At 68.1% G+C, this 22,380-nt stretch carries 24 protein-coding genes; 1 reads left to right on the top strand and 23 read right to left on the bottom strand.

From position 1 onward, the window contains the following. Nucleotides 1-9: 9 nt before the first annotated feature. From IE069_RS13590 to IE069_RS13575, 4 genes are all read right to left on the bottom strand, one after another. Complete coding sequence (locus tag IE069_RS13590) at nucleotides 10-678, bottom strand: lysophospholipid acyltransferase family protein (protein WP_189351109.1); 669 nt, start codon at nucleotides 676-678, stop codon at nucleotides 10-12. Next, nucleotides 678-1,394, bottom strand: a complete 717-nt coding sequence (locus IE069_RS13585; RefSeq protein WP_229791168.1) for an HAD hydrolase-like protein — start codon at nucleotides 1,392-1,394, stop codon at nucleotides 678-680. The genes IE069_RS13590 and IE069_RS13585 overlap by 1 nt, the downstream gene beginning before the upstream one ends. Nucleotides 1,395-1,501: 107 nt before the next feature. Next, nucleotides 1,502-4,396: an excinuclease ABC subunit UvrA gene (uvrA, locus tag IE069_RS13580; RefSeq protein WP_373287825.1), complete on the bottom strand. Its 2,895-nt coding sequence runs from the start codon at nucleotides 4,394-4,396 to the stop codon at nucleotides 1,502-1,504. Between the two features lie 67 nt (nucleotides 4,397-4,463). Beyond that, nucleotides 4,464-4,841, bottom strand: a complete 378-nt coding sequence (locus IE069_RS13575) for a GntR family transcriptional regulator (protein ID WP_189351106.1) — start codon at nucleotides 4,839-4,841, stop codon at nucleotides 4,464-4,466. 25 nt (nucleotides 4,842-4,866) lie between these two features. On the opposite strand from IE069_RS13575, the gene IE069_RS13570 reads away from it, so the two are divergent. Then, on the top strand, nucleotides 4,867-6,018 hold the full coding sequence (locus IE069_RS13570; RefSeq protein ID WP_189351105.1) for a PrsW family intramembrane metalloprotease: 1,152 nt from the start codon (nucleotides 4,867-4,869) through the stop codon (nucleotides 6,016-6,018). Between the two features lie 116 nt (nucleotides 6,019-6,134). Here IE069_RS13570 and IE069_RS13565 read toward each other — a convergent pair whose 3' ends face one another. The 19 genes from IE069_RS13565 to ftsY form a co-directional block, all read right to left on the bottom strand. Continuing rightward, nucleotides 6,135-6,638 (bottom strand): DUF3145 domain-containing protein, encoded by a 504-nt coding sequence (locus IE069_RS13565; protein ID WP_189351104.1) that lies wholly within the window; start codon nucleotides 6,636-6,638, stop codon nucleotides 6,135-6,137. 156 nt (nucleotides 6,639-6,794) lie between these two features. Further along, entirely contained in the window at nucleotides 6,795-7,781 is a 987-nt protein-coding gene (locus tag IE069_RS13560; protein WP_189351103.1) for a tyrosine recombinase XerC, read from the bottom strand. 56 nt (nucleotides 7,782-7,837) lie between these two features. Next, complete coding sequence (gene dprA / locus IE069_RS13555) at nucleotides 7,838-9,052, bottom strand: DNA-processing protein DprA (protein WP_189351102.1); 1,215 nt, start codon at nucleotides 9,050-9,052, stop codon at nucleotides 7,838-7,840. Further along, on the bottom strand, nucleotides 9,049-10,620 hold the full coding sequence (locus IE069_RS13550; RefSeq protein WP_189351101.1) for a YifB family Mg chelatase-like AAA ATPase: 1,572 nt from the start codon (nucleotides 10,618-10,620) through the stop codon (nucleotides 9,049-9,051). Before IE069_RS13550 ends, dprA begins: the two co-directional genes overlap by 4 nt. Further along, nucleotides 10,617-10,973, bottom strand: a complete 357-nt coding sequence (locus IE069_RS13545; RefSeq protein WP_189351100.1) for a YraN family protein — start codon at nucleotides 10,971-10,973, stop codon at nucleotides 10,617-10,619. The genes IE069_RS13550 and IE069_RS13545 overlap by 4 nt, the downstream gene beginning before the upstream one ends. A gap of 109 nt (nucleotides 10,974-11,082) precedes the next feature. Continuing rightward, entirely contained in the window at nucleotides 11,083-11,412 is a 330-nt protein-coding gene (locus tag IE069_RS13540; protein WP_189351099.1) for a DUF2469 domain-containing protein, read from the bottom strand. A 70-nt stretch (nucleotides 11,413-11,482) separates the two neighbouring features. Beyond that, nucleotides 11,483-12,169, bottom strand: coding sequence for a ribonuclease HII (gene rnhB, locus IE069_RS13535; protein WP_229791162.1), 687 nt, complete (start codon nucleotides 12,167-12,169; stop codon nucleotides 11,483-11,485). Continuing rightward, on the bottom strand, nucleotides 12,166-12,876 hold the full coding sequence (gene lepB, locus IE069_RS13530) for a signal peptidase I (protein WP_189351098.1): 711 nt from the start codon (nucleotides 12,874-12,876) through the stop codon (nucleotides 12,166-12,168). Before lepB (IE069_RS13530) ends, rnhB begins: the two co-directional genes overlap by 4 nt. A gap of 64 nt (nucleotides 12,877-12,940) precedes the next feature. Continuing rightward, nucleotides 12,941-13,594 (bottom strand): signal peptidase I, encoded by a 654-nt coding sequence (gene lepB, locus IE069_RS13525; protein WP_229791161.1) that lies wholly within the window; start codon nucleotides 13,592-13,594, stop codon nucleotides 12,941-12,943. A gap of 13 nt (nucleotides 13,595-13,607) precedes the next feature. Continuing rightward, nucleotides 13,608-13,967 (bottom strand): 50S ribosomal protein L19, encoded by a 360-nt coding sequence (rplS, locus tag IE069_RS13520; protein ID WP_189351096.1) that lies wholly within the window; start codon nucleotides 13,965-13,967, stop codon nucleotides 13,608-13,610. Between the two features lie 283 nt (nucleotides 13,968-14,250). Next, nucleotides 14,251-15,051: a tRNA (guanosine(37)-N1)-methyltransferase TrmD gene (gene trmD / locus IE069_RS13515; RefSeq protein ID WP_189351095.1), complete on the bottom strand. Its 801-nt coding sequence runs from the start codon at nucleotides 15,049-15,051 to the stop codon at nucleotides 14,251-14,253. A 1-nt stretch (nucleotide 15,052) separates the two neighbouring features. Then, the gene (rimM, locus tag IE069_RS13510) at nucleotides 15,053-15,586 is read right to left on the bottom strand and encodes a ribosome maturation factor RimM (RefSeq protein WP_189351094.1); all 534 of its coding nucleotides are present in this window, start codon (nucleotides 15,584-15,586) and stop codon (nucleotides 15,053-15,055) included. 146 nt (nucleotides 15,587-15,732) lie between these two features. After that, entirely contained in the window at nucleotides 15,733-15,975 is a 243-nt protein-coding gene (locus IE069_RS13505; RefSeq protein ID WP_189351093.1) for an RNA-binding protein, read from the bottom strand. 2 nt (nucleotides 15,976-15,977) lie between these two features. Continuing rightward, entirely contained in the window at nucleotides 15,978-16,406 is a 429-nt protein-coding gene (gene rpsP, locus IE069_RS13500) for a 30S ribosomal protein S16 (protein WP_189351092.1), read from the bottom strand. 230 nt (nucleotides 16,407-16,636) lie between these two features. Next, nucleotides 16,637-18,184, bottom strand: a complete 1,548-nt coding sequence (gene ffh / locus IE069_RS13495) for a signal recognition particle protein (RefSeq protein ID WP_189351091.1) — start codon at nucleotides 18,182-18,184, stop codon at nucleotides 16,637-16,639. 193 nt (nucleotides 18,185-18,377) lie between these two features. Then, nucleotides 18,378-18,716 carry a P-II family nitrogen regulator gene (locus tag IE069_RS13490; RefSeq protein WP_189351090.1) on the bottom strand — a complete coding sequence of 113 codons (339 nt, stop codon included), beginning with the start codon at nucleotides 18,714-18,716 and terminating at the stop codon, nucleotides 18,378-18,380. Beyond that, the gene (locus IE069_RS13485) at nucleotides 18,713-20,005 is read right to left on the bottom strand and encodes an ammonium transporter (protein ID WP_189351089.1); all 1,293 of its coding nucleotides are present in this window, start codon (nucleotides 20,003-20,005) and stop codon (nucleotides 18,713-18,715) included. The genes IE069_RS13490 and IE069_RS13485 overlap by 4 nt, the downstream gene beginning before the upstream one ends. Before the next feature lie 179 nt (nucleotides 20,006-20,184). Beyond that, the gene (locus tag IE069_RS13480) at nucleotides 20,185-21,147 is read right to left on the bottom strand and encodes an SGNH/GDSL hydrolase family protein (protein ID WP_189351088.1); all 963 of its coding nucleotides are present in this window, start codon (nucleotides 21,145-21,147) and stop codon (nucleotides 20,185-20,187) included. Nucleotides 21,148-21,157: 10 nt separating this feature from the next. Beyond that, nucleotides 21,158-22,351, bottom strand: coding sequence for a signal recognition particle-docking protein FtsY (gene ftsY / locus IE069_RS13475; RefSeq protein WP_373287824.1), 1,194 nt, complete (start codon nucleotides 22,349-22,351; stop codon nucleotides 21,158-21,160). Nucleotides 22,352-22,380: the final 29 nt, after the last annotated feature.

Genomic DNA, 22,380 nt, shown 5'->3' with positions numbered 1-22,380 from the left:
AGCCTCGGTCTACTTGACGGTGGGAGCTTGGTTGTAGTGATCGCTGCGTTCCTGACCGGTCAACTCGGCGATGGCCTCGACCACGCGGTCGGTGGCCTCCCGGCGGGCGGGCAGCGGGTGCTTCGGTCCCACGTGGTCGAACATCAGGGGTTCCCCGACCTTCAACGTGAAATGCTGCGGCCTGAACTTGTTCGTGTCGGCCGGTTGGAGTTTCTCCGTGCCGATGAGGCCGACGGGGAGCACCGGGGCACCCGTGCTCAGCGCCAGCCAGCCGACGCCCGTGCGCCCACGGTACAGGCGGCCATCGCGGGACCGCGTGCCCTCGGGATAGATGCCGATGCCACCACCGGACTCGAGGATCTCGACCAGCTGGTCGAGGGCCGCCACCGAGGCCGCCTGCTCGCCGCGCTCGACGGGGATGGAGCCGACCGATTCGAAGAACGCCTTCATGACACGGCCCTTCAACCCCGGCGTCGTGAAGTACTCCGCTTTCGCGAAGAAGGCCACCGGGCGGGGCATCAGGGCCTGGATGATCACGCTGTCCAGGAAGGAGAGGTGGTTCGAGGCGACGATGAACGGGCCGCCGTCCGGGATGTTCTCGACACCGGTCACCGTGGGCCGGCACAGCCCGCGCACGCTGTGCGCCACTGTCGAGCGGACTCCGTTGAAGACGCCCATCAGTGTGCCTCTTTCATCTCGTCGTCGCTGGAGAGCGCAGCCAACGCGCGGGCGAGACCGGCGGCATCGTCGACGACTGCGGCGGCGCCGGCCTCCTCCAGTTCGCCGGTTCCGGCATAGCCCCACGAGACGCCGATGCACGGGATGCCGTTCGCGCGGGCCCCGTCGACGTCGTAGAAACGGTCGCCGACCATGACGGCATCCAGCCCCCGGCTCCCGGCGTCCGCCTCGCTCAGCGACTCGAGGGCTGCGGCGACGATGGCGGCCTTGCCCTCGTGCGGCGCGCTCTCGTCCGGGTTGGAACCGCAGATGGCGTCGAATCGACTGGTCAGGCCCTGGATGTCGAGAAGCTCGCGCGCGAGCGGTTCGGGCTTCGAAGTCGCAACGGCGCAGAGCACACCGGCTTCGCCGAGTTCCCGCAGCAGATCGGCGATACCGGGGTAGACCACGCTCGAGGACATGCCGTGCGCACGATAGCCGACCCGGTAGTGCTCGACGACCAGCGGAAGAAGCTCATCGGTCATGCCCGGGACCGATTGCAGACTCGCCGCCAGCGGCGGGCCGATCATCGCGTCGAGTTGCTCGTCTGCGGGCACGGGGAGACCGTGGGCTGCCAGTGCAGCACCGATCCCGCCCGAGATGGCTGTCCGGGGGTCGACAAGCGTGCCGTCCAGGTCGAACAGAACGGCGCGTCTTCGGGTCGTCGGACGAATCATCACCGGGACATTCTGCCATGAGAGCCCCGCAACCCGGGTGTCCATGCCTGACACGGCATGGACACCCGGGTTGCGGCGTCCGGCGGTGCCGGCGAGCGGCTCCGCGTTCAGGCCTTGGCGGCCGCCGGCAGGATCTCGGCGAGGAATCCGCCCGTGTGGCTGGCGGCGATGCCGGCCACCTGTTCCGGTGTGCCTTCGGCGATGACCTGACCGCCGCCCGATCCGCCCTCCGGGCCGAGGTCGATGATCCAGTCGGCGCTCTTGATGACGTCGAGGTTGTGCTCGATGGTGATGACGGTGTTCCCCTTGCTCACCAGGCCCTGGAGGACCCCGAGGAGCTTGCGGATGTCCTCGAAGTGCAGTCCGGTCGTCGGTTCGTCCAGGACGTAGATGGCCCGGCCCTTGCTCCGCTTCTGCAGTTCCGCGGAGAGTTTGACCCGCTGGGCCTCGCCGCCCGAGAGCGTCGTCGCGGGCTGACCGAGCCGCACGTAGCCGAGGCCGACCTCGACCAGGGTGTCGAGGTGCCGCGCGATGGGCGCGAACGCCTCGAAGAACGTCGCGGCCTCCTCGATGGGCATGGCGAGGACCTCGGCGATGTTCTTGCCCTTGTAGTGGACTTCGAGCGTTTCGCGGTTGTACCGGTCCCCGTTGCAGACCTCGCACGGGACGTAGACGTCCGGGAGGAAGTTCATCTCGATCTTGAGTGTCCCGTCGCCGGAGCAGGACTCGCACCGGCCGCCCTTGACGTTGAACGAGAAGCGTCCGGCCTGGTAACCGCGCACCTTGGCCTCGTTCGTCTCGGCGAAGAGCTTGCGGATCCGGTCGAAGACGCCCGTGTACGTTGCGGGGTTCGAGCGCGGGGTACGGCCGATCGGGCTCTGGTCGACGTGGATCACCTTGTCCAGCAGGTCCACGCCCTTGACGCGCGTGTGCCTCCCGGCGACCTGCTTGGCGCCGTTGAGCTTGTTCGCGAGCACCTTGTAGAGGATGTCGTTGACAAGAGTCGACTTGCCGGAACCCGAGACGCCGGTGACCGCAGTCAGGACTCCCAGGGGGAAGTCCACCGTCAGGTCGCACAGGTTGTTCTCCCGGGCTCCGACCACTGTGACCTGCCGCTCCGGGTCTATGGCCCGCCGCTCGGTCGGGATCGCGAGCTCGCGCCGGCGCGAGAGGTAGTCCCCGGTCATGGACTCGCGGTTCTCGAGCAGTCCCGCCAGGGGACCCGAGTGGACGACGTTGCCGCCGTGCTCGCCGGCGCCGGGACCGATGTCGACGATCCAGTCGGCCTCGGCGATGGTGTCTTCATCGTGCTCGACGACGATCAGGGTGTTGCCGAGATCGCGCAGGCGGACCAGGGTCTCGATCAGGCGACGGTTGTCGCGCTGGTGCAGTCCGATCGACGGCTCGTCCAGGACGTAGAGCACGCCGACGAGGCCCGAGCCGATCTGGGTCGCCAGACGGATGCGCTGGGCCTCACCGCCCGAGAGCGTGGCCGCCGGGCGTTCGAGGTTCAGGTATTCGAGGCCGACGTCGAGCAGGAACTGCAGCCTGCCGACGATCTCCTTCAGCACCTGCTCCGCGATCTGCTGGTCGCGCTTGTTCAGGGGCAGGTCGTTGAAGAAGGCCTCGGCATCGCGCATCGGCAGACGGCAGACGTCTGCGATGGACTTCTCGTTCACGCGCACCGAGAGCGACGCGGGGTTCAGGCGCGCGCCGTTGCACTCCGGGCACGGCGTCTGGCGCATGTACTGCTCGTACCGGTCCCGGGCGTGGTCGGACTCCGTCTCGGTGTGCTTGCGGTGGATGTACTGGATGACGCCCTCGAACCCGGTGCTGTACTTGCGCTCGCGCCCGAACCGGTTCCGATACTGGACGACGACCTTGTGGTCCTTGCCGTGGAGAATCGCCTGCCGTGCTTTGGCGGACAGCTGGTCCCACTCGTCGTCGAGCGAGAAGTCCAGGTCGTTGGACAGGCCGTCGATCAGTCGGTTCCAGTACTCGGTGGTCGCCTTGCCCAGTGACCACGGGGCGATGGCGCCCTCGCGGATGGACAGTGCGCCGTCGGGAATGACGAGCTGCTCGTCGACTTCGAGCCGGCTGCCGATGCCCGAACAGGCGGTGCATGCACCATAGGGGTTGTTGAAGGAGAACGAGCGCGGCTCGATCTCGTCGATGGCGAGCGGGTGCTCGTTGGGGCACGCGAGGTTCTCGGAGAACGCCCGCCTGCGCTCCTCGGCGTCCTCGTCCAGATCGACGAAGTCGGCGAGGACGCGGCCCTCGGCGAGTCCGAGCGCCGTCTCGATCGAATCCGTCAGGCGCTGGCGAATCCCCTCCTTGATGACGAGCCGGTCGACGACGACCTCGATCGTGTGCTTGATCTGCTTGCCCAGCTTGGGCGGGTTCGACAACTGCTCGACCTCGCCGTCGACGATCGCCCTCGAGTAGCCCTTCGCCGCGAGATCCTTGAAGAGGTCGACGAATTCGCCCTTGCGGGAGCGGACGACGGGAGCCAGGATCTGGAAGCGGGTCCGATCGGGAAGCTCCAGCAGCTGGTCCACGATCTGCTGCGGCGTCTGCTTCGTGACGGGTTCGTTGCACACCGGGCAGTACATCTGGCCTACGCGCGCCCAGAGCAGGCGCATGTAGTCGTAGATCTCCGTGATCGTCCCGACGGTCGAACGAGGATTCTTCGACGTCGACTTCTGGTCGATGGACACGGCGGGCGAGAGGCCCTCGATGAAGTCCACGTCGGGCTTGTCGACCTGGCCCAGGAACATGCGGGCGTAGGCGGACAGGGATTCGACGTACCGCCGTTGCCCCTCGGCGAAGATCGTGTCGAAAGCGAGGGACGACTTGCCCGAACCGGACAGGCCGGTGAAGACGATCAGCGAATCCCGCGGCAGATCGACGTCTACGTTGCGCAGGTTGTGTTCCCGCGCTCCCTTGACGACGAGTCGGGACCGGTCGTGATCTTTGTTCAGTGTCGTTGCGTCAATAGCCACGAGCACATCCTAATCGAAAACTCATTCGAAGACGCCTTCGAGCCCGACGCGGCTTCCGTCGGCATCGTCAGTCTCGGTTCTTGTCCAGGGCGGCTCGTACGAATTCGATCGCCTCGCGGTCTGCCACGCCCCACTGCCGGGCGACCCGCGCGTAGTCCTCCGCGGCCTTGCTGACCTGCGCATCGGCCGATCCCCGGGCCGCTTGCACCACCGTTCCCGCGCGACCCTTCGTTGCGACGACGCCCGCGGCTTCCAGCTCCTTGTAGGCCCGCGCCACCGTGTTCGCAGCGACACCGAGTGTGTCGGCAAGTTTCCGGACGGGAAGAAGGCGCTCGCCCGCCACCAGCCGACCCTGCCCGACGGCGTCGACGATCTGACGTCGAATCTGGTCGTACGGGTGGACGTCGCTCGACGCATCGATCTTCAGGAATTCAAGGTTGGGCACACCCCAACACAACTATGCTGGCGGTATGAGTGCAAGTGCCCCTCCCGTCCCCCGCTCGGTTGCTCCCCCGCCGCATCTGGAACTCCCGCCGTTCCGCGAGCGGCGGCGGCACCACCTGCGCGTCATGGGGCTGCTGCTGCTCGCTCTTGCGGTGTTCGTCGGCGCAGTCTTCTGGCTCGCCCAGTACATCGGGCAGTCCACGATGTTCGTCGTCGGCCTCCTGGCACTCGTCCCCCTGGGCATCTGCCTGCTCGGGCTGCGCTGGATCGACCGATGGGACCCCGAACCGGCACCGGCCGTCCTCTTCGCCGCCTTCTGGGGCGCCGGAGCATCGGTTCTCGGGACACTGCTCTTCGGGGAGCCCTTCGCCCGCCTGGTCATGCCCATGTCCGTTTTCAGCGACCCGGAGGTCTTCGGCGCCGTCGTCCAGGCCCCGATCCTGGAGGAGGCCTTCAAGGGGATCGGCGTCCTGCTGGTCTTCTACGTCGCCCGGTGGCATTTCGACGGGCCAGTCGACGGCATCGTCTACGGCGGGCTGGTCGGCGCCGGATTCGCCTTCACCGAGAACATCCTCTACTTCAGCTCGGCGTGGTCGACGGCTCCCTCGGAGCTCGCCGGAATGTTCGTGATGCGCGGCCTGTTCAGCCCGTTCGCCCACGTCATGTTCACGAGCTGCCTGGGGTTCTTCCTGGGGCTTTCCGCCGTCAAGGGCCGCAGGCGCTCCGCCTTGTGGTTCGCGGTGCCCGGATACATCGTCGCCGTGCTGGGGCACTTCCTGTGGAACGGGGGACTGACGCTCCTCTTCGACAGCTTCCTGTCCTTCTATGTCACGCTCCAGTTGCCGTTGTTCGCGGCCGCAGTCGGTGGCGTGATGTGGCTGCGCCGCGCTGAGCGGCGACGTATCCACGGACACCTTCTCGAGTACAGCGAGGCCGGATGGTTGACCTCCGATGAAGCCCAGCTGTTCGGGACGCCGACCGGACGCCGCCAGGCGGTCAGGTGGGCGCGGGCCCGCGGGGCGGCCCCGCAGCTGAGACAGCTGACGAGGACGGCCGTTCGACTGGCCGAGGTGCGTCACCGGATCTGTGTTGGACACGACGTGCAGCGACAGCAGGCGCGGGAGGAGCGCCTGCTGGTCGAACTTGCGCGCGACCGCGGGGGCCTTCTGCGCGCATAGCCAGCAGACGGGAGTCCGGCTGAAAAGTCGACCGGGTTGGCCATGGCCGACCCGGTCGAGGTGGCGACTAATCGACTACTCGCCGGGCGCGCCGTGATGGCAGGCCGGACGAAGCGTCAGCCCACCTGGTGGAGCCAGCGGACGGGGGCGCCTTCGGACGCGTGCCGGAAAGGCTCCAGCTCTTCATCCCAGGCTTCACCGAGCGCCAGTGAGAGCTCGTGGTAGACGGCTGCGGGGTCGCCGCTCCCCTGCTCGTAGGCGAAGCGGATGCGGTCCTCGCCGACCACGATGTTTCCCGACGTGTCGGTGGCCGCGTGGAAAATCCCGAGCTCGGGGGTGTGGGACCACCGGCTGCCATCGGCGCCCAGGCTGGGATCCTCAGTCACTTCGTAGCGCAGATGCGCCCAGCCCCGCAGCGCCGACGCGAGTTTGGCGCCGGTGCCCTGCGGCCCGATCCATTCGATTTGGGCGCGATACATTCCGGGCGCGGCAGCTTGCGCCGTCCAGCTCAGGTCCGTCCGCTGATCGACGACGGAACCGATGGCCCATTCGATGTGCGGGCACAACGCAGTGGGGGCTGAATGTACGTACAGAACGCCCCGTGTCGTGGGTGCAGACATGCCATCCTCCAGTTTCCGTTGGTACGTCTTCCCCTACGACCGACGGTGACTGTGAAAGCTCTTCTTCCGAACCCATTGAACATTCTGCCCCAACTTGAACCTTTATGCCACTATTTCCCCGCAAGAGTGTGAACGTGGCTCCTGACCGGGGAGGATTCAGGCGCGTGGATGGGCGCGTTGATAGTTGGCCCGCAGTTTTTCGATCGAGACGTGGGTGTAGAGCTGGGTCGTGGCGAGTGATGAATGCCCGAGCAGCTCCTGCACGGCACGCAGGTCGGCCCCGCCGTCGAGCATGTGCGTCGCGGCCGTGTGGCGGAGTGCGTGCGGACCCGAGGCGGACGTGTCACCGAGGTCCCGCAGGCAGCGGGCCACGACGTCGCGAACCTGTCGGGGGTCGATTCGACGTCCCCGCCTGCCGAGGAAGACCGCTTCCGCGGTCACCGGCCGCTGATGCTCGCGGGCATCCGCCAGAAGAACGGGCCGCCCCTGCTCCAGCCACTGCTCCAACGCCTGTGCCGCGGGAGCCCCGAAGGGGACGTTCCGCTCCTTGTCGCCTTTGCCCCGCACCCGGACCATGCGCCGTTCGAAGTCGAGATCGCCCAGGCCCAGACCGACGAGTTCGCCGACGCGCAGGCCCGTGGCGTAGAGAAGTTCGAGAATGGCTGCGTTCCGCGATGCGAGACTGTCGCCGCTTTCCGTCCCGGCGGGAACCGCGCGGCGGTCAGACGGCGGGGAGTCGAGCAGGCGCCCGACTTGTTGTTTCTGCAGAACAGCCGGCAGCGTCTTGCCCTGCTTGGGCGCCTGGAGACGTGATGCCGGGTCCTCGTTGATCAGCGCTGTCCGCCGCGCCCACGCGAAGTACGAGCGGATGGACGCGGCCCGGCGGGCCATCGTTGCGGGCGCTTGACCGCGCTCGTGCATTTCAGCCAGCCAGGCGCGCAGGTGCGGCAGCTTGATCTGTTCCAGGCGGCGGAGGCCCTGCGCGTCGACCAACGAGAGGAGGGACCTGATATCTGCACTGTAGGCCCTGACCGTGTGGGCGCTCCGGCCCTGTTCCAGTTCCACGTGCCGCAGGTAGGACGCCAGGTCCCGGTCCCACCACGGGACGGCGTCCCCGCCGGTATCGGAACCCTCGTCGCTCATACCCGCCACTGTGCACCACCGGCGTCACGCACAGCAGATGGCGCGCCGAGAGGGCCCTAAGTCGCACCACCGCGTGTCCAGCCCGCCCGCGACTGCACCGCCAGACCGCGGGACTGCAGTCGGGACAGGCCGCCGAGGACGGCCCCGATGCCGAGTCCGGCAACGCGGCAGAGGTTGTCCGGCGTCGTCGCCGTGCGGACCGGGAGCGCGTCGTAGAGGAGAAGGTCCTGGATATCGAGGCCGTCGTGCGCACGGCCGTCGGCGGAAGCCGACGGCGCGGGTCCGCGCTCGATGCCGCCCGCCATCTCGACGACGTCCTCCGGCCGGGTGACGACGCGTCCCGCACCCTCGGCGATCAGCCGGTGGCAGCCGGCGGAGTTCGCCGAGAAGACCGAGCCGGGGACGGCCCCCACCTCCCGGCCCATCTCGGCTGCTCGTCGGGCCGTGGTCAATGCGCCCGATCTCCACCGTGCCTCCACCACCACGGTGACGTCGCACAAGGCGGCGATCAGCCTGTTTCGCTGGAGAAATCTCCAGCGGGTCGGCGACGTGCCGGGCGCGACTTCTGCGAGGACTATTCCGTGGTCCGCAACCTGCCGGATCAGATCGTCGTTGCCCGAGGGGTAGAACCGGTCGAGTCCTCCCGCCATGACCGCCATCGTCGGGTCGGCTTGACCGCGGCCCGATGACGCCGTCAGGCTCGCCAGCGCGGCCCGGTGGGCAGCGGCGTCGATTCCGTAGGCTCCGCCGGAGACGATCTGGGCGCCCCTCTCGACGAGCGGTGCGACAAGCTCGTGGGTGGCACGGATCCCGTACTCGGTGGCATCGCGACTGCCGACGACGGCGATTCGCCGTCGCACGGCATCCAGGTCCGCGGACTCGCTCCGGCCGCGCCACCACAGTCCGATCGGCGCCGCCGTTCCCAGTGCATCGAGCTTCGCCGGCCAGTGATCGTCCTCGGGGGTGAGGAAGCCCCCGCCCAGCCGCCGCATGGTTTCCAGGTCGCGCGCGGGGGCGAGATCCCGGACCCGCGGACGCCATCGCTCGAGTCCGGCCTCGACCTTCAGAGCCTTGGTGCCGCCTGTCCCGACGGTTTCGGCGACCGCCTGCTGCAGGGATGCCGGGATGCGATCCTCCGGCCCGCAGATCAAGTCGAGGGCGGCAGTGGGTCCGAGGACCGCGACGAGGGCGGAACCAGTCAGGTCCCCCGGCTCGATGAGCCGGGTCAGGGCCGCCCGGGCGGCCCTCGAGTCTGGTGGGTTGCTGTTCATGGGGTCCGTTCCTGGTTCTGGCGTAGTTGCAAGGCGACGTCGAGGTCCTCGAGAGACGGGGTGTCTCGCCGGTTGAGGTCCGCGATCGTCCAGCCCAGGCGGATCACGCGGTCGTACCCGCGGGCGCTCAACCACCCCCGGCGGAAGGCCTCATCGAGTTTCGGGAGTGATGCGGCCGGTGGTGCGAGTTCACCGCGGAGCAGCCGGCTCGGGATCTCCCCGTTGGTTCGCAAGCCGACGTTCCGCAGCCGCCGGTCCTGCCTGCTGCGGGCCTCGCTGACGCGGTTCCGGATCTGGGCGCTGGATTCCGGATCGGGCGCGCTCGCGAGATAGGTCGGTGCGACGCGCGGGACGGCGACCTGGATATCGACCCGGTCTAGCAAGGGTCCCGACAGGCGTCCGAGATACCGTCGGCGCGCTGTGGGTGTGCACTCGCAGTCGCGCCCGCCAGGGGCGCTCCGGCCGCAGGGGCACAGGTTGGCGGCGAGAACGAGCTGGAATCTGGCCGGGAACGTCGCGGCCCCGGCCGCCCGGTGCACTGTCATCTCGCCCGATTCCAGGGGTTGCCGCAGCGCGTCGAGCACTCCGCCGCGGAACTCGGGGGCCTCGTCGAGGAAGAGCACTCCCCGGTGCGCCCTGCTCGCCGCTCCAGGTCTGGGGATGCCGCTGCCCCCGCCGACCAGCGCCGCCATGGTGGCCGTGTGATGCGGGCTGACCAGTGGCGGCTGGCGGATCAGCCGGCTCACGGGCTCGCGGCCCTCGACGGAATGCACTGCGGTCACCTCGAGGGCCTCGTCGTCGTCGAGGGGCGGAAGGATCGTCGGCAGCCTCTCCGCCAGCATCGTCTTGCCCGCGCCCGGCTCCCCCCTGAGCATGACGTGGTGCCGGCCCGCGGCCGAGACCTCGAGCGCGAAGCGCGCGGACTCCTGGCCCCGCACATCCGAGTAGTCGGCCACAGCCTCCCGTTCCGTTCCTCGTGGCGCCAGCGGCCGGCGCGACGCGGCTTCGCGGGAGATCCCGCTGCTCCACCGGAGTTGACGGACGGTCTCCGGCGGCGCCCCGGAAGCGGCGACCACGTCGGCCAGGTGACGGTAGCCCGACACCTCCGCACCGGTGACCAGCCGTGCCTCCTCGAGGTTTGCCCGTGGCACGGCGAACTTCCGATAGCCGTGTTGAACGCCTGCGAGGACGGCCGGCAGGACTCCCGGCACGGGCCGGATCATGCCGTCCAGGCCCAGCTCGCCGATGTAAAGCGTGTCGTCCTGCGCGTCCATGGTCCCGTCGGCCGACAGGGCCGCTGCGACGATCGCGAGGTCGAGCGCCGATCCGCGCTTCGGAAGCGAGGCCGGCTGCAGATTGACGGTGATCCGCCGCGGGCTCAGCCCGACGCCGGTATTCCGTGCTGCCGACCGGATCCTGTCGCGGGCCTCGCCGAGCGAGGCATCGGGCAGTCCGAGCAGGACGAAAGCCGGGAGCCCGCCGCCGATGTCGGCTTCGACGTCGACGATGTGACCCGTCAGTCCTGTGAGCGCGACTCCGGTCGCGCGGCCGAGGTTGCCGCCGCTCATGCCGTGACCGCCTCGATGTGGTCCAGCCGGAAACGGTCGCCGGCGCACTCGATGGCGATCACGTCCACCTGCAGCCGCCGGACCGGGATGCCTGCACTTCTGGACCACTGCCAGGCCAGGCCGAAGAGCCGCCGTCGTTTCCGTTCGGTCACGGCTTCGGCGGCGTGCCCGTAGTCGTCGGACGTGCGGGTCTTGACCTCGACGACGACGTGCACTCCACGCCGGGAGGCGACGATGTCGATCTCCCCGTCCCGGCAGCGCCAGTTCCGCTCGAGGATCTCGTAGCCGTTGGCCGTGAGATACCTCGCGGCGAGCTCCTCGCCGCGTGCACCCAGTTCCTGATTGTGTCCCATGTCGTACCTCCGCCACCAGCCTGCGGGCACGACGAAGGCCCCGGGATCGTTTCCCGGGGCCTTGTGGATGCTTCGGTGCGTTTCCTCCCCTGTGGACGGGGAGTGCCGTTCAGTGCCGGTCGAGCCCGGCGGCCTTCTGAACAGTGAGATCGTCGGTTTTGGTCAGTTCCTCGACGTTCACGTCCTTGAACGTGATCACCCGGACCTGCTTGACGAAACGGGCCGTCCGGTACACATCCCAGACCCACGCGTCCTGCAGTGTCACGTCGAAGTAGACTTCGCCGTCGGCGGAGCGGGGCTGCACATCGACGTGGTTGGCGAGGTAGAAGCGCCGTTCGGTCTCGACCACGTAGTTGAACAGGTGCACGACGTCGCGGTACTCACGATAGAGCTGGAGCTCCATGTCGGTCTCGTAGTTCTCGAGGTCTTCAGCGCTCATGTTTCCTCCCGGTAGAAGTCCATTGTGCCCCACTTCGGACGGCCACGCCTTCCGGCCGCCGCCCGCTGCTTCAGATCAGTTTCCACGACCGCCGGTGGTGGTCGCTGGGCCCGTGCGTGCGAATCGCGTCGCGGTGGTGCTGCGTACCGTACCCCTTGTTGCTCTCCCAGCCGAAGTGGGGTTCGCTCTCGTGCCGGCGGCACATCAGCTGATCGCGATCGACCTTGGCGAGGATCGAGGCGGCAGCGACGCTCAAACACGTCAGATCGGCTTTGACCTGCGTCGTCACGGGCGGCAACCTGTCGGCTCCCCCGCCTGGCCGGTCTGCTCCGGCACGTTCCTCCTCGAACAGGCTGGCCTGGCGGCCGGGAGTCAGCCAATCGTAGTTGCCGTCGACGAGCACGACGTCGGGTCGCCGGTTCCGCGCTGCGGCGTCCAGTGCCCGGCGTCCCGCCAACCCGGTGGCCGGCAGGATGCCGAGGGTGTCGATCTCCTGGGGCGTGGCGTGTCCGACGCCCCACGCGGCGGCCCAATCCTTGATCGCATCCACCAGGTCCACGCGAGCCCCGGAGCGCAACAGCTTGCTGTCTCGGACGCCGGGAAGCAGTTCGGACGACGACGGGTCGACGACCACGAGCCCGACGGTCACCGGTCCGGCCAGGGACCCGCGCCCGACCTCGTCGCACCCGGCCACCCAAGGGCCGTGCAGCGCGGCGAGCCGCGTCTCGGTCTCGAGGTCCGGCGCCCTGGTCGTCACTCGGCCGCCCGGGAACCGGCGTCGTCGAAGACCTCGTGGTGGCTGTCGATGACTCCGAGGCGGCTCACGGGCCACGCGATGACGGAGGCCTTGCCCTCCACGTCGCCGAGGTCGATGAAGCCGGCGCCCCGCTCGTTGTGGAAGCGCGAATCGGCCGAGGCGTTTCGGTGGTCGCCCATGACCCAGATCTTGTCCTCCGGGATCGTCACCTCGAAGGGCACGTCGCTCGGGGCAGCTCCCGGTGCCACATAGGGCTCATCGAGGGCCTGCCCGTTGACCTCCACGCGCCCCTCGGGGCCGCAGCATTCGACGGTGTCGCCCGGCAGGCCGACCACGCGTTTGACCAGGTGCTGGCTGGAGGGGTCCGGGACGAGACCGACGAACATCAGAACATCCTGGGCGACGTTGGTCTCCGGCTCCGCTGCCTCGCCCAGCCAACCGAGCTCGTCGCGGAAGACGACGACGTCGCCGCGCTCCAGCTCGAACGGTCCCGGAACCATCAGGTTGACGAAGATCCGGTCGTTGATCTCCAGCGTCGGCTCCATCGAGCCGGAGGGGATGTAGAAGGCGCGGAAGAAGAACGTCTTGACGACGAAGGAGATGACCAGCGCCGCCGCGACGATGAGCAGGACCTCGCGGACCCAGGCCCATTTGCCGGAGCCGTGCCGGCTTCGCCCGCCGGACGAGGTGTGTTCGTGCTTGGTCACTGGTGTCCTTCCACCGTCATCTGCCGTTCGAGTCCGCAACCCGCAATGCGGTCAGACCACGGGATCAGGGCTCGATCCCGATCCGGCCCAGAGGCCACACAATACTGTCTACCCTGCCGACGACCCGATCTGCCGGAATCATACCTCCACCCGGCGCGCCGAGCAGGGCCCGCGAGTCCGCCGAATCGGAGCGGTGGTCCCCCATGACCCAGAAACGCCCCTCGGGGACGGTCACCTCGAACTCGACCCTGCTGGGAGCATCGCCGTCGTGCAGGTACGGCTCCGGCAGCGGGTTCCCGTTCAGCTGGAGCAGCCCGTCGGGGTCGCAGCACGCGAGCGTGTCGCCTTCGACGGCGATGACGCGCTTGACGAAGTAGTCGCCGTTGCCGGTGACCCGCATCGCCTTCAGGAGGTCGTCGATCGGATTCGAGGAACGGTAGGGCGCCAGTGTGCCCGCCCCGTCGAAGACGACGACGTCGCCCCGGGCGGGCATCCCGTCGTAGGCCGTCCGGTCGACGAGGAGTCCGTCGCCGGGCTGCAGGGACGGCGTCATGGACTCGGAGGAGATGTAGAAGAAGTCGACCAGCGCGGACCGCACGAAGAGGGCGGCCAGGGCACCGATCAGGAGGACGGGGATGACGAAGCGCCAGCCCCGCGAACGGGACTGGCGCTTCGACTGCCCCCGGCTGGAGCCGGAGGCGGGAGATTCTCGCGTCAATTCGAGCAGTGCCCTACTTGGCGCCCTTGAAGTCGCGCTTCTCCTTGATGCGTGCCGCCTTGCCGTGGCGATCGCGCATGTAGTACAGCTTCGCGCGGCGGACATCGCCGCGGGCGGCGATCTCGATCTTCTCGATCACCGGGGAGTGCACCGGGAAGGTGCGCTCCACGCCGACGCCGAAGGACACCTTGCGGACGGTGAAGGTCTCACCGACGCCCTGGCCCTGACGGCCCAGAACGTAGCCCTGGAAGATCTGAACACGGGTGTTCTTGCCTTCGATGATGTTGACGTGCACCTTGACGGTGTCGCCCGGACGGAAGTCCGGAACATCGCTGCGCAGGGAAGCTGCATTGACGGAATCGATGATGTTCATATCGGTGTTCTCCTAGGTGGACGCCGCAGGTCTTCCACCTTTCAAGCGGCCGAGCGGCCGAACCGGACCGGTTCGGGAATGCTCGCGCCGAAGTGATATATCCGGTCACGTGTCGGGTGGCCGGTCGTCTGGCTGTCAGCCCGTTCCCCCTGCGGCAGGAGAGGACCCAGCAGACACAAGAGTCTATTATTCCACACTCTCGCACCGGGGCGCAGACGACGCCCCGGCCGGTCCGGCCGGGCGACGCCAGGCTCCCCGTGTCAGCGGTCGGCGGACCCGGCGATCAGCGCTGTTCGCGCGCCGTCACGCCGTCGGCCTGGACCTCGAATCCGCATTCGGCCAGCACCTCGCGGTCGTCCTTGTCGAGAGCTGCCGGTTCCAGGGCGGCGATGAGGTCGGGGCGCCTCTGCGCGGTGCGCCGGAACTGCTCGTCGCGGCGCCAGCGGGCGATCCGCGCGTGGTTGCCGGAGAGCAGCACCTCCGGTATCGGGCGCTCGTTCCACTCGGAGGGCTTGGTGTAGACCGGGTACTCGAGGAGCCCGTCGGAGTGCGATTCCTCGACCAGGGACTCCGGGTTGCCGACCACCCCGGGGATGAGTCGGCCGACGGCCTCGACCATGGCCAGCACGGCCACCTCTCCCCCGTTGAGCACGTAGTCGCCGAGGCTGACCGGGCGCACGTCGAAGCGCTCCCCGGCCCACTCGACGACCCGCTCGTCGATGCCCTCGTAGCGGCCGCACGCGAAGACGAGGTGCTCCTCCTCGGCGAGGTCGTGGGCCATCTTCTGGTTGAAGACGGCGCCCGCCGGCGAGGGCACGATCAGCACGGGCCGCTCGTCCGGGGCCGCGGACTCGCGCGCTCCGCGGATCCCGTTCAGGACCTCGGACCACGGCTCGGCCTTCATGACCATGCCGGCTCCCCCGCCGTACGGCGTGTCGTCGACCGTGCGGTGGCGGTCGTGCGTGTACTCGCGCAGGTCGTGGACGTTCACGTCCAGCAGACCGTCGCGGCGGGCCTTGCCGATCAGGGAGAGGTCGAGTGCGGCGAGATACTCGGGGAAGATGCTGACGACGTCGATGCGCACCTTAGCGTCCCGCCTCCGGGTCCTCGGGCTGGTTGAGCTCCAGCAGGCCGGCCGGCGGGGTGAGGATGACCTGCTCCGCCTCCAGGTCGACTTCGGGGACGATCTCCTCGACGAAGGGGACGAGGACGTCCCCGCCGCCCGTCAGCTCGATCTCGAGCAGGTCCTGCGCGTCGCCCCGGCGGAGGCCGCTCACGGTGCCGATGGCCTGACCCTCGACAACAGCCGCCAGGCCGACCAGTTCATGGGCGTACCAGGCATCGTCGTCGACAGGCTCCTCCTCATCGGTCTCGACGAAGAGCTGCGATCCGCGCAGCGCCTCGGCGCCGTTGCGGTCCTTGACCTCCTCGAAGCCCAGGAGCAGTATCTCCTTGTTCCAGCGCGCCCGGGCTACCGTCAGCGGTCCAGCAGACTCCGGTTCGACATCGAGCACCTGCCCGGGCACGAAGCGCTCCTCGGGTGCGTCGGTCATCACCTGGACCGTCACCTCTCCGCGGATGCCGTGCGGCTTTCCAATGCGTGCCACCTGCAGGCGCATGCTGTCTCCTCATCGTGGATCGTGCGCGGCTCGTCGTCGCTCCGCGCGAATATTCTAGCGAGAACGAAAGAGGGCCCCGCGTCCGGAGACGCAGGGCCCTCTTCCGTTGTGCACAAGCCGGCAACTGCCCGTGCTGACTGTTCGAGTCAGCGCCGACGATCGGTGTCGACCACGTCGACCCGTGTCGGCTGACCGCCGGCCAACGCGGCGACTACGGTGCGCAGCGACTTCGCCGTGCGCCCCTGTCGGCCGATCACCCGGCCGAGGTCGTCGGGGTGGACCCGGACCTCGAGCAGTTCGCCGCGGCGGTTCTCCTTGAGGGAGACCGCCACGTCATCGGGCGAATCGACGATTCCGCGGACCAGGTGGTCGAGGGCGTCTGCCAGCATGGCTACTCGGCCTCGGTGGACTCAGCCTCGGCAGCTTCCTCGGCCGGAGCCTCGGTTGCTGCAGCCTTGTCGGCCTTCGGGGTGATGGCCTCGGGCAGGATGACCGAGTCCTTCTCCGGAGCCACGAAGGCATCCTTGGCGACCTTGGTCTTCAGAGTGCCTTCCTGGCCCTCGATGCCCTTGTGCTTCTGCCAGTCACCGGTGATCTTGAGGATCGCGGCGACCTGCTCGGTCGGCTGGGCGCCGACGGAGAGCCAGTGCTGAGCGCGGTCAGACTTGATCTCGATGAACGAGGGCTCTTCGGTCGGGTGGTACTTGCCGATCTCCTCGATGGCACGGCCATCGCGCTTGGAGCGCGAGTCCATGACGACGACGCGGTAGTACGGGGCGCGCTTCTTGCCGAAGCGCTTCAGACGAATCTTAACGGCCACTTTTGTGGTCACTCCTGTTTCATTAAAGGCGGACCGCACAGTTCTGCACCGTGGGGACAGTTCATACTGAGTGGGTCCTGAGGACGAGATGCACGCGCGGAGAGAGGGGCCACGCGGATCAAGTACCCCGCCATTATGTCAGAGACGCGGCCCGCACGCGAACGGGGCTGACGCCGCGCGCCGCGCCATCGCCTCAAGTGCTCCTGCCGGCGGCGTGGTGGCCGACCCGCCTACTTCAGGAACTTGTCGAAGCCCTTGGGAAGCGCCGACGGATCGAGATCCTTGGACGCCTGGCCGAAGGCGGCCCCGCTCGGCGTGCCCGGCTTCTTCTGGGACTGCTCCTTCGCCGCCTGGGCGGCCTTGGCGGGGTTGCCGAACTTCTGCTTCTTCTTGCCCTTGGCGGCCTGCTTCTTGCCCTTGCCCCCGCCACCGCCGCCGGGCATCCCCGGCATGCCGCCGCCGGCGGCCATCTTCTTCATCATCTTCTGGGCCTGGCTGAAACGCTCCATCAGCTGGTTGACCTCGGAGACGTGCACTCCGGAGCCGCGCGCGATGCGCGCCCGGCGCGAACCGTTGAGCAGCTTGGGGGCGACCCGCTCGTGCGGCGTCATCGAGCGCACGATGGCCTCGATTCGGTCGATCTGGCTCTCGTCGAACTGCTCCAGCTGCTGCTTCGAGATCGCCGCCCCCGGCATCATCGCGAGCATCTTCTTCATCGAGCCCATCTTGCGGACCTGCTGCATCTGCGCGAGGAAGTCCTCGAGGGTGAAGTCCTCCTGGTCGGCGAACTTCTGCGCCATGCGCTCGGCTTCGCCCTTGTCCCAGGACTTCTCCGCCTGCTCGATGAGCGTGAGGATGTCGCCCATCTCCAGGATGCGGCCGGCCATCCGGTCCGGGTGGAAGATCTCGAAGTCGTCCAGGCCCTCGCCCGTGGAGGCGAACATGACGGGCTTGCCGGTCACGTGCGTCACGGAGAGCGCGGCACCGCCGCGCGCGTCGCCGTCGAGCTTGGAGAGCACGACGCCGGTGAAGTCCACGCCCTCGTTGAACGCCTGCGCCGTGTTGACGGCATCCTGGCCGATCATCGAGTCGATGACGAAGAGCACCTCGTTGGGATTGATGGCGGCGCGGATGTCCGCGGCCTGCTGCATCATCTCCTCGTCCACGCCCAGGCGGCCGGCCGTATCGACGATCACGACGTCGTGCTGCTTCTGCCGTGCCTCGGAGACGCCGTTGCGGGCGACGACCACCGGATCGCCTGAGGCCTCCTCGAATTCGTTGGAGACGCCCGGGTGCGGCGCGTAGACCGGGACGCCGGCACGCTCGCCGTTGATCTGGAGCTGCTTCACCGCGTTGGGGCGCTGCAGGTCGCACGCGACGAGCAGCGGCGTGTGGCCCTCGGACTTGAGGTGCTTGGCGAGCTTGCCGGCCAGGGTGGTCTTGCCGGCGCCCTGCAGACCGGCCAGCATGATGACCGTCGGCGGGTTCTTCGCCAGGTTGATGCGGCGGGTCTGCCCGCCGAGGATCTCGACGAGCTGCTCGTTGACGATCTTCACGATCTGCTGGCCCGGGTTCAACGCCTGGCTGACCTCGAGCCCGAGAGCGCGTTCCTTCACCCGGCTCACGAAGGAGCGGACGACCGGTACGGCGACGTCGGCGTCGAGCAGGGCACGACGGATTTCGCGAACGGTGCCGTCGACGTCGGCCTCGGTCAGGCGGCCTTTGCCACGCAGGTTCTTGAAGGTGGCTGTCAGGCGGTCGGAGAGTGAATTAAACACGTGGGCCGAAACTTCCTTCGATCGTGCAGTAGGTGGCGGCGGATCCGCCGGATTCGACTGCCTAGCCTATCAATTTCCGCGGCGCGACCGTGACGGCCGCGGCTGAACCCGCCGGGAGGCGGGCACGACGTCGGCGGCCCGCCTTCCGTGGGGAAGGCGGGCCGCCGACGTCGTGCAGTGGAGCGGTACGCGCTCAGAGCGCGGCGTCGCCGCGTTCGCCGGTGCGCACGCGCACGGCCTCCTCGACGGTGACGACCCAGACCTTGCCGTCGCCGGCGCGGCCGGTGTTGGCGGTGGCCACGAGCACGTCGACGATGTCGCTGGACCATTCGTCGGAGACGAGGACCTCGACGCGGGCCTTCTGCAGCAGGTCCACCGTGTATTCGGCGCCGCGGTAGACCTCCGTGTGGCCGCGCTGGCGGCCGTAGCCGCTGGCCTCCGAGACGGTCAGCCCCTGCACGCCGTAGCTCTCGAGGGCGCCGCGGATGGCGTCCAGCTTGTCGGGACGGACGATGGCGGTCACGAGTTTCATGCCTGTGCCTCTTCCTTGGTGATCTTCAGGTGGCCGGATGTGGCGGGGTGCGGGACGAATCCGGAGGACTTGGTGCCCAGGCCGCCGAACTCGTAGCCGGTCTCGGCGTGCTCGGCGAAGTCGATGCCCGCCTGCTCGTCCTCGCTGCTGATGCGGAAGCCGATCGTCTTGTGGATGGCCAGGCCGATGACCAGGGTCACGATACCCGTGTAGACGACGGCCACGACGGCCGCCACGATCTGCGCCCACAGCTGGGCGAGCCCGCCGCCGTAGAACAGGCCGGTGTCCAGGGCGATGAATCCGAGCGCCAGGGTGCCGATGAGGCCGGAGACGAGGTGGACGCCGACGACGTCGAGCGAGTCGTCGTAGCCCCACTTGTACTTGAGGCCGACCGCGAGGGCGGAGGCGACGCCGGCGACGATGCCGAGGGCGGTCGCACCCAGCGGCGAGACGTCGGCGCAGGCCGGCGTGATCGCGACGAGGCCGGCGACGACGCCGGACGCGGCGCCGAGCGAGGTCGGCTTGCCGTCGCGGATGCGTTCGGTCAGGATCCAGGCGACCATGGCGGCCGCCGGGGCGACCATCGTGTTGACCCAGATCAGGCCCGCTTCCTCGGCTGCAGTCGCGGCCCCCCCGTTGAAGCCGAACCAGCCGAACCACAGCAGCGCGGCGCCGAGCATGACGAACGGGATGTTGTGCGGGCGCTGGCCCGGATCGCGGCCGAAGCCCTTCCGCCGGCCGAGGATCAGGGCGAGCACGAGGCCCGCCACGCCGGCGTTGATGTGGACGACCGTGCCGCCCGCGTAGTCGATGGCCTCGCCGGCCCAGCTGCCGATCGCCCCGTCGGCCGAGAGCAGCCCGCCGCCCCAGACCCAGAAGGCGATGGGCGCGTAGACGAGGGTGACCCAGACGGGGACGAAGACGATCCAGGCGCCGAACTTCGCCCGGTCGGCGATCGCACCGGAGATCAGGGCGACCGTGATGATGGCGAACGTCGCGCCGAAACCGGCGCCGATCAGGTCCTCGGTGCCGATGATCGCGGACATGCCGAACTGGGTGAACGGGTTGCCGAACAGCCCGCCGACGTCGGCTCCGCCGCCGGCCATCGAGTGGCCCCAGAGCACCCACACGACGGCGGTGATGCCGAGTGCGACGAAGCTCATCATCATCATGTTCAGGACACCCTTGGCGCGGGTCATGCCGCCGTAGAAGAATGCCAGTGCGGGGGTCATGAGCAGCACGAGTGCCGAGCAGACCATCATCCAGACGTGAACTGCAGTCAGTTCCATGTCCGTCCTCCTGTGGTTTGAAAAGGTGCAAGCGATTTCTCGCCTTGCCTTCAAGACAACAGGAGCCGTGTTTCGTGGCTCGGGCCCGCCGGTTTCGCAGCGGTTACGTCAATGGCGGCCGCGTAAAAACCACGCGGCCGCCATGTAACGGGTATGTTTCCTCGTCTCTGGCGACGTCGTCACCGCCTTCTGACCGGGTCGTAGATCTTGTACTGCTGGATGGCCTTGCGCAACCGTCGTCGGAAACGATGCTGATTCCATCGCGAGCCGCCGGCCAAGCGTGGAATGAGTGCACTCACAAAGGTCTTGGCGAACTGATCCTGGCCTTCGTGGTTCAGATGGAGATCGTCGTAGAAGAGCTCCGGGTGACCGTCAAGCATGGCGGCAGCATCGATGAAGGGCAACCCTGGAGACGACCGGGCGTAGCGGCGGACGGACGAAATGAGACCTCGCCGAAGTGCGACGACTCGTTCAGAGGTCCCTGCCGTAAACCGTCGAGCGTAGTATGCCGATTCTGGTTCTTCGTTGCGCATCGGTGAGGCGACTAGAACTAGATTGATACGGAACGTCAGGCGAATCGCCTGCACGAGCTCGAGCAGCTGGGTAGTCTGTTCGAACTGCGGACCAACCACGGGCGCGATGTACTTCTCGTCCGCGACCGGGATGATCGGCGCGTGCCTCGCCGTCTTCAACCAGTAGCCGCCTTCACGGTCGACGACGTCCGAATCCGATTGTGGAACGAAGAATACGACGGTGTCGTTCGGACGCAGTACAGGCAAGATCTTATTGACCAGTACGTTGATCAGCTGCAGCGTCGTTGCTCCGGAGTAGCCGGCATTGAAACACCGGTGACTTGGCCCCTCGTCGCGCAACGCCCGCTCGACCTGAGACACGAAACGCCGGTCCTCATCCGCGTACATCGATTCCACGAATGAGCCGCCCAAGAAGTATACGGCGTGCCCCCTGAGTCCGGTATTGCCGGTGATCAGGAAACCCTGCCCGTCCGTCCGTGCTCGAAACGGACCACGGGCAAGCGACCCGTCGGTGCCGCGACGATACTTACCGGGCGGCGTATGCCATACGTCAATACGTGGCGTTTGTTCCTTGAGCCGGATAGAGCGGCTTTTGCCCGCTGTCTTCATGGCTCGAGTATCAGCCGGCCAGGAGCGCGTCGACGAAGTCCTCGACGACGAACGGCGCCAGGTCGTCGGCGCCCTCGCCCAGGCCGACCAGCTTCACCGGAACGCCGAGCTGGCGCTGGATGGCGACGACGATGCCGCCCTTCGCGGTGCCGTCCAGCTTGGTCAGCACGATGCCGGAGACGTTGACGACCTCGGAGAAGACCTTCGCCTGGTTGAGGCCGTTCTGGCCTGTGGTGGCGTCGAGCACGAGGAGGACCTCGTCGACCTCGGCCTGCTTCTCGATGACCCGCTTGATCTTCCCCAGCTCGTCCATGAGCCCGACCTTGTTCTGCAGGCGGCCGGCGGTGTCGACCATGACGACGTCGACCTCCTGGTCGATCCCGGCCTTGACCGCCTCGTAGGCCACCGACGCGGGATCGGCGCCGTCGACGTCGCTGCGCACGGTGGGGACGCCGACGCGGGCGCCCCAGGTCTGCAACTGCTCGGCCGCGGCGGCACGGAAGGTGTCGGCCGCGCCGAGGAGCACGTCCTTGTCCTCGGCAACGAGGACGCGGGCCATCTTGCCGATGGTCGTGGTCTTGCCCACGCCGTTCACGCCGACGACCATGACGACGGCGGGGCGGTCGGCCCGGCGGTCGGAGGCGACCGTGCGATCCATCGACGGGTCGATGAGGCGGGTCAACTCCTCGCGCAGCATGGCGCGGACGCCCTCGGCATCGCGGTGGCCCTCGATCTTGACGCGTTCGCGGAGGCTGTCGACGAGCTCGGTCGTCGCGTCCGTGCCGAGATCGGCCAACAGGAGCGTCTCCTCGATCTCGTCCCAGACGTCGTCGTCGATCTTGTCCTGGCTGAGCAGGGCCAGCAGCCCCTTGCCGAGGGCGTTGTTGGACTTGACCAGGCGTGCGCGCAGGCGGGCGAGGCGTCCGAGCGCGGGCTCCGGGACCTCGAGCGCAGGGGCGGACTCGACGGGGGCGTCCGGGTGTTCCCGCTCCTCGGACGGGGCGGACGGCGCGTCGGCCCCGGGAGGGGCTTCCGTAGCCGTCGACTCGGCGGCGGGAGCGGTGGCGGGGTCGTTCTCGTCCCGCGTCGACGTGTAGGTACCGGGTTTGGTCTTCCGGCCGCGCAGCAGGACGGCCACGCCGATGCCGGCACCGAGGAGAACGACGGCGGCGATGACAATGGTCAGGAGCAGTTCAATAGGCACGCCCTACAGCCTAGCCGCCGACGCGTGGA

Origin of the sequence: Zhihengliuella salsuginis (assembly GCF_014651715.1) — a bacterium.
Classification (GTDB): domain Bacteria; phylum Actinomycetota; class Actinomycetes; order Actinomycetales; family Micrococcaceae; genus Zhihengliuella; species Zhihengliuella salsuginis.
This window is presented reverse-complemented; position numbering and strand designations above follow the sequence as displayed.

Coding starts and splice junctions, on each gene's coding strand:
- IE069_RS13565 (WP_189351104.1), bottom strand. CDS start 6,638: ATGTCTGCACCCACGACACGGGGCGTTCTGTACGTACATTCAGCCCCC.
- IE069_RS13490 (WP_189351090.1), bottom strand. CDS start 18,716: ATGAAACTCGTGACCGCCATCGTCCGTCCCGACAAGCTGGACGCCATC.
- dprA (WP_189351102.1), bottom strand. CDS start 9,052: ATGAACAGCAACCCACCAGACTCGAGGGCCGCCCGGGCGGCCCTGACC.
- IE069_RS13550 (WP_189351101.1), bottom strand. CDS start 10,620: ATGAGCGGCGGCAACCTCGGCCGCGCGACCGGAGTCGCGCTCACAGGA.
- IE069_RS13505 (WP_189351093.1), bottom strand. CDS start 15,975: ATGCTGGCAGACGCCCTCGACCACCTGGTCCGCGGAATCGTCGATTCG.
- IE069_RS13540 (WP_189351099.1), bottom strand. CDS start 11,412: ATGAGCGCTGAAGACCTCGAGAACTACGAGACCGACATGGAGCTCCAG.
- rplS (WP_189351096.1), bottom strand. CDS start 13,967: ATGAACATCATCGATTCCGTCAATGCAGCTTCCCTGCGCAGCGATGTT.
- IE069_RS13485 (WP_189351089.1), bottom strand. CDS start 20,005: ATGGAACTGACTGCAGTTCACGTCTGGATGATGGTCTGCTCGGCACTC.
- IE069_RS13480 (WP_189351088.1), bottom strand. CDS start 21,147: ATGAAGACAGCGGGCAAAAGCCGCTCTATCCGGCTCAAGGAACAAACG.
- rimM (WP_189351094.1), bottom strand. CDS start 15,586: ATGCGCCTGCAGGTGGCACGCATTGGAAAGCCGCACGGCATCCGCGGA.
- IE069_RS13560 (WP_189351103.1), bottom strand. CDS start 7,781: ATGAGCGACGAGGGTTCCGATACCGGCGGGGACGCCGTCCCGTGGTGG.
- IE069_RS13590 (WP_189351109.1), bottom strand. CDS start 678: ATGGGCGTCTTCAACGGAGTCCGCTCGACAGTGGCGCACAGCGTGCGC.
- IE069_RS13570 (WP_189351105.1), top strand. CDS start 4,867: ATGAGTGCAAGTGCCCCTCCCGTCCCCCGCTCGGTTGCTCCCCCGCCG.
- IE069_RS13585 (WP_229791168.1), bottom strand. CDS start 1,394: ATGATTCGTCCGACGACCCGAAGACGCGCCGTTCTGTTCGACCTGGAC.
- IE069_RS13545 (WP_189351100.1), bottom strand. CDS start 10,973: ATGGGACACAATCAGGAACTGGGTGCACGCGGCGAGGAGCTCGCCGCG.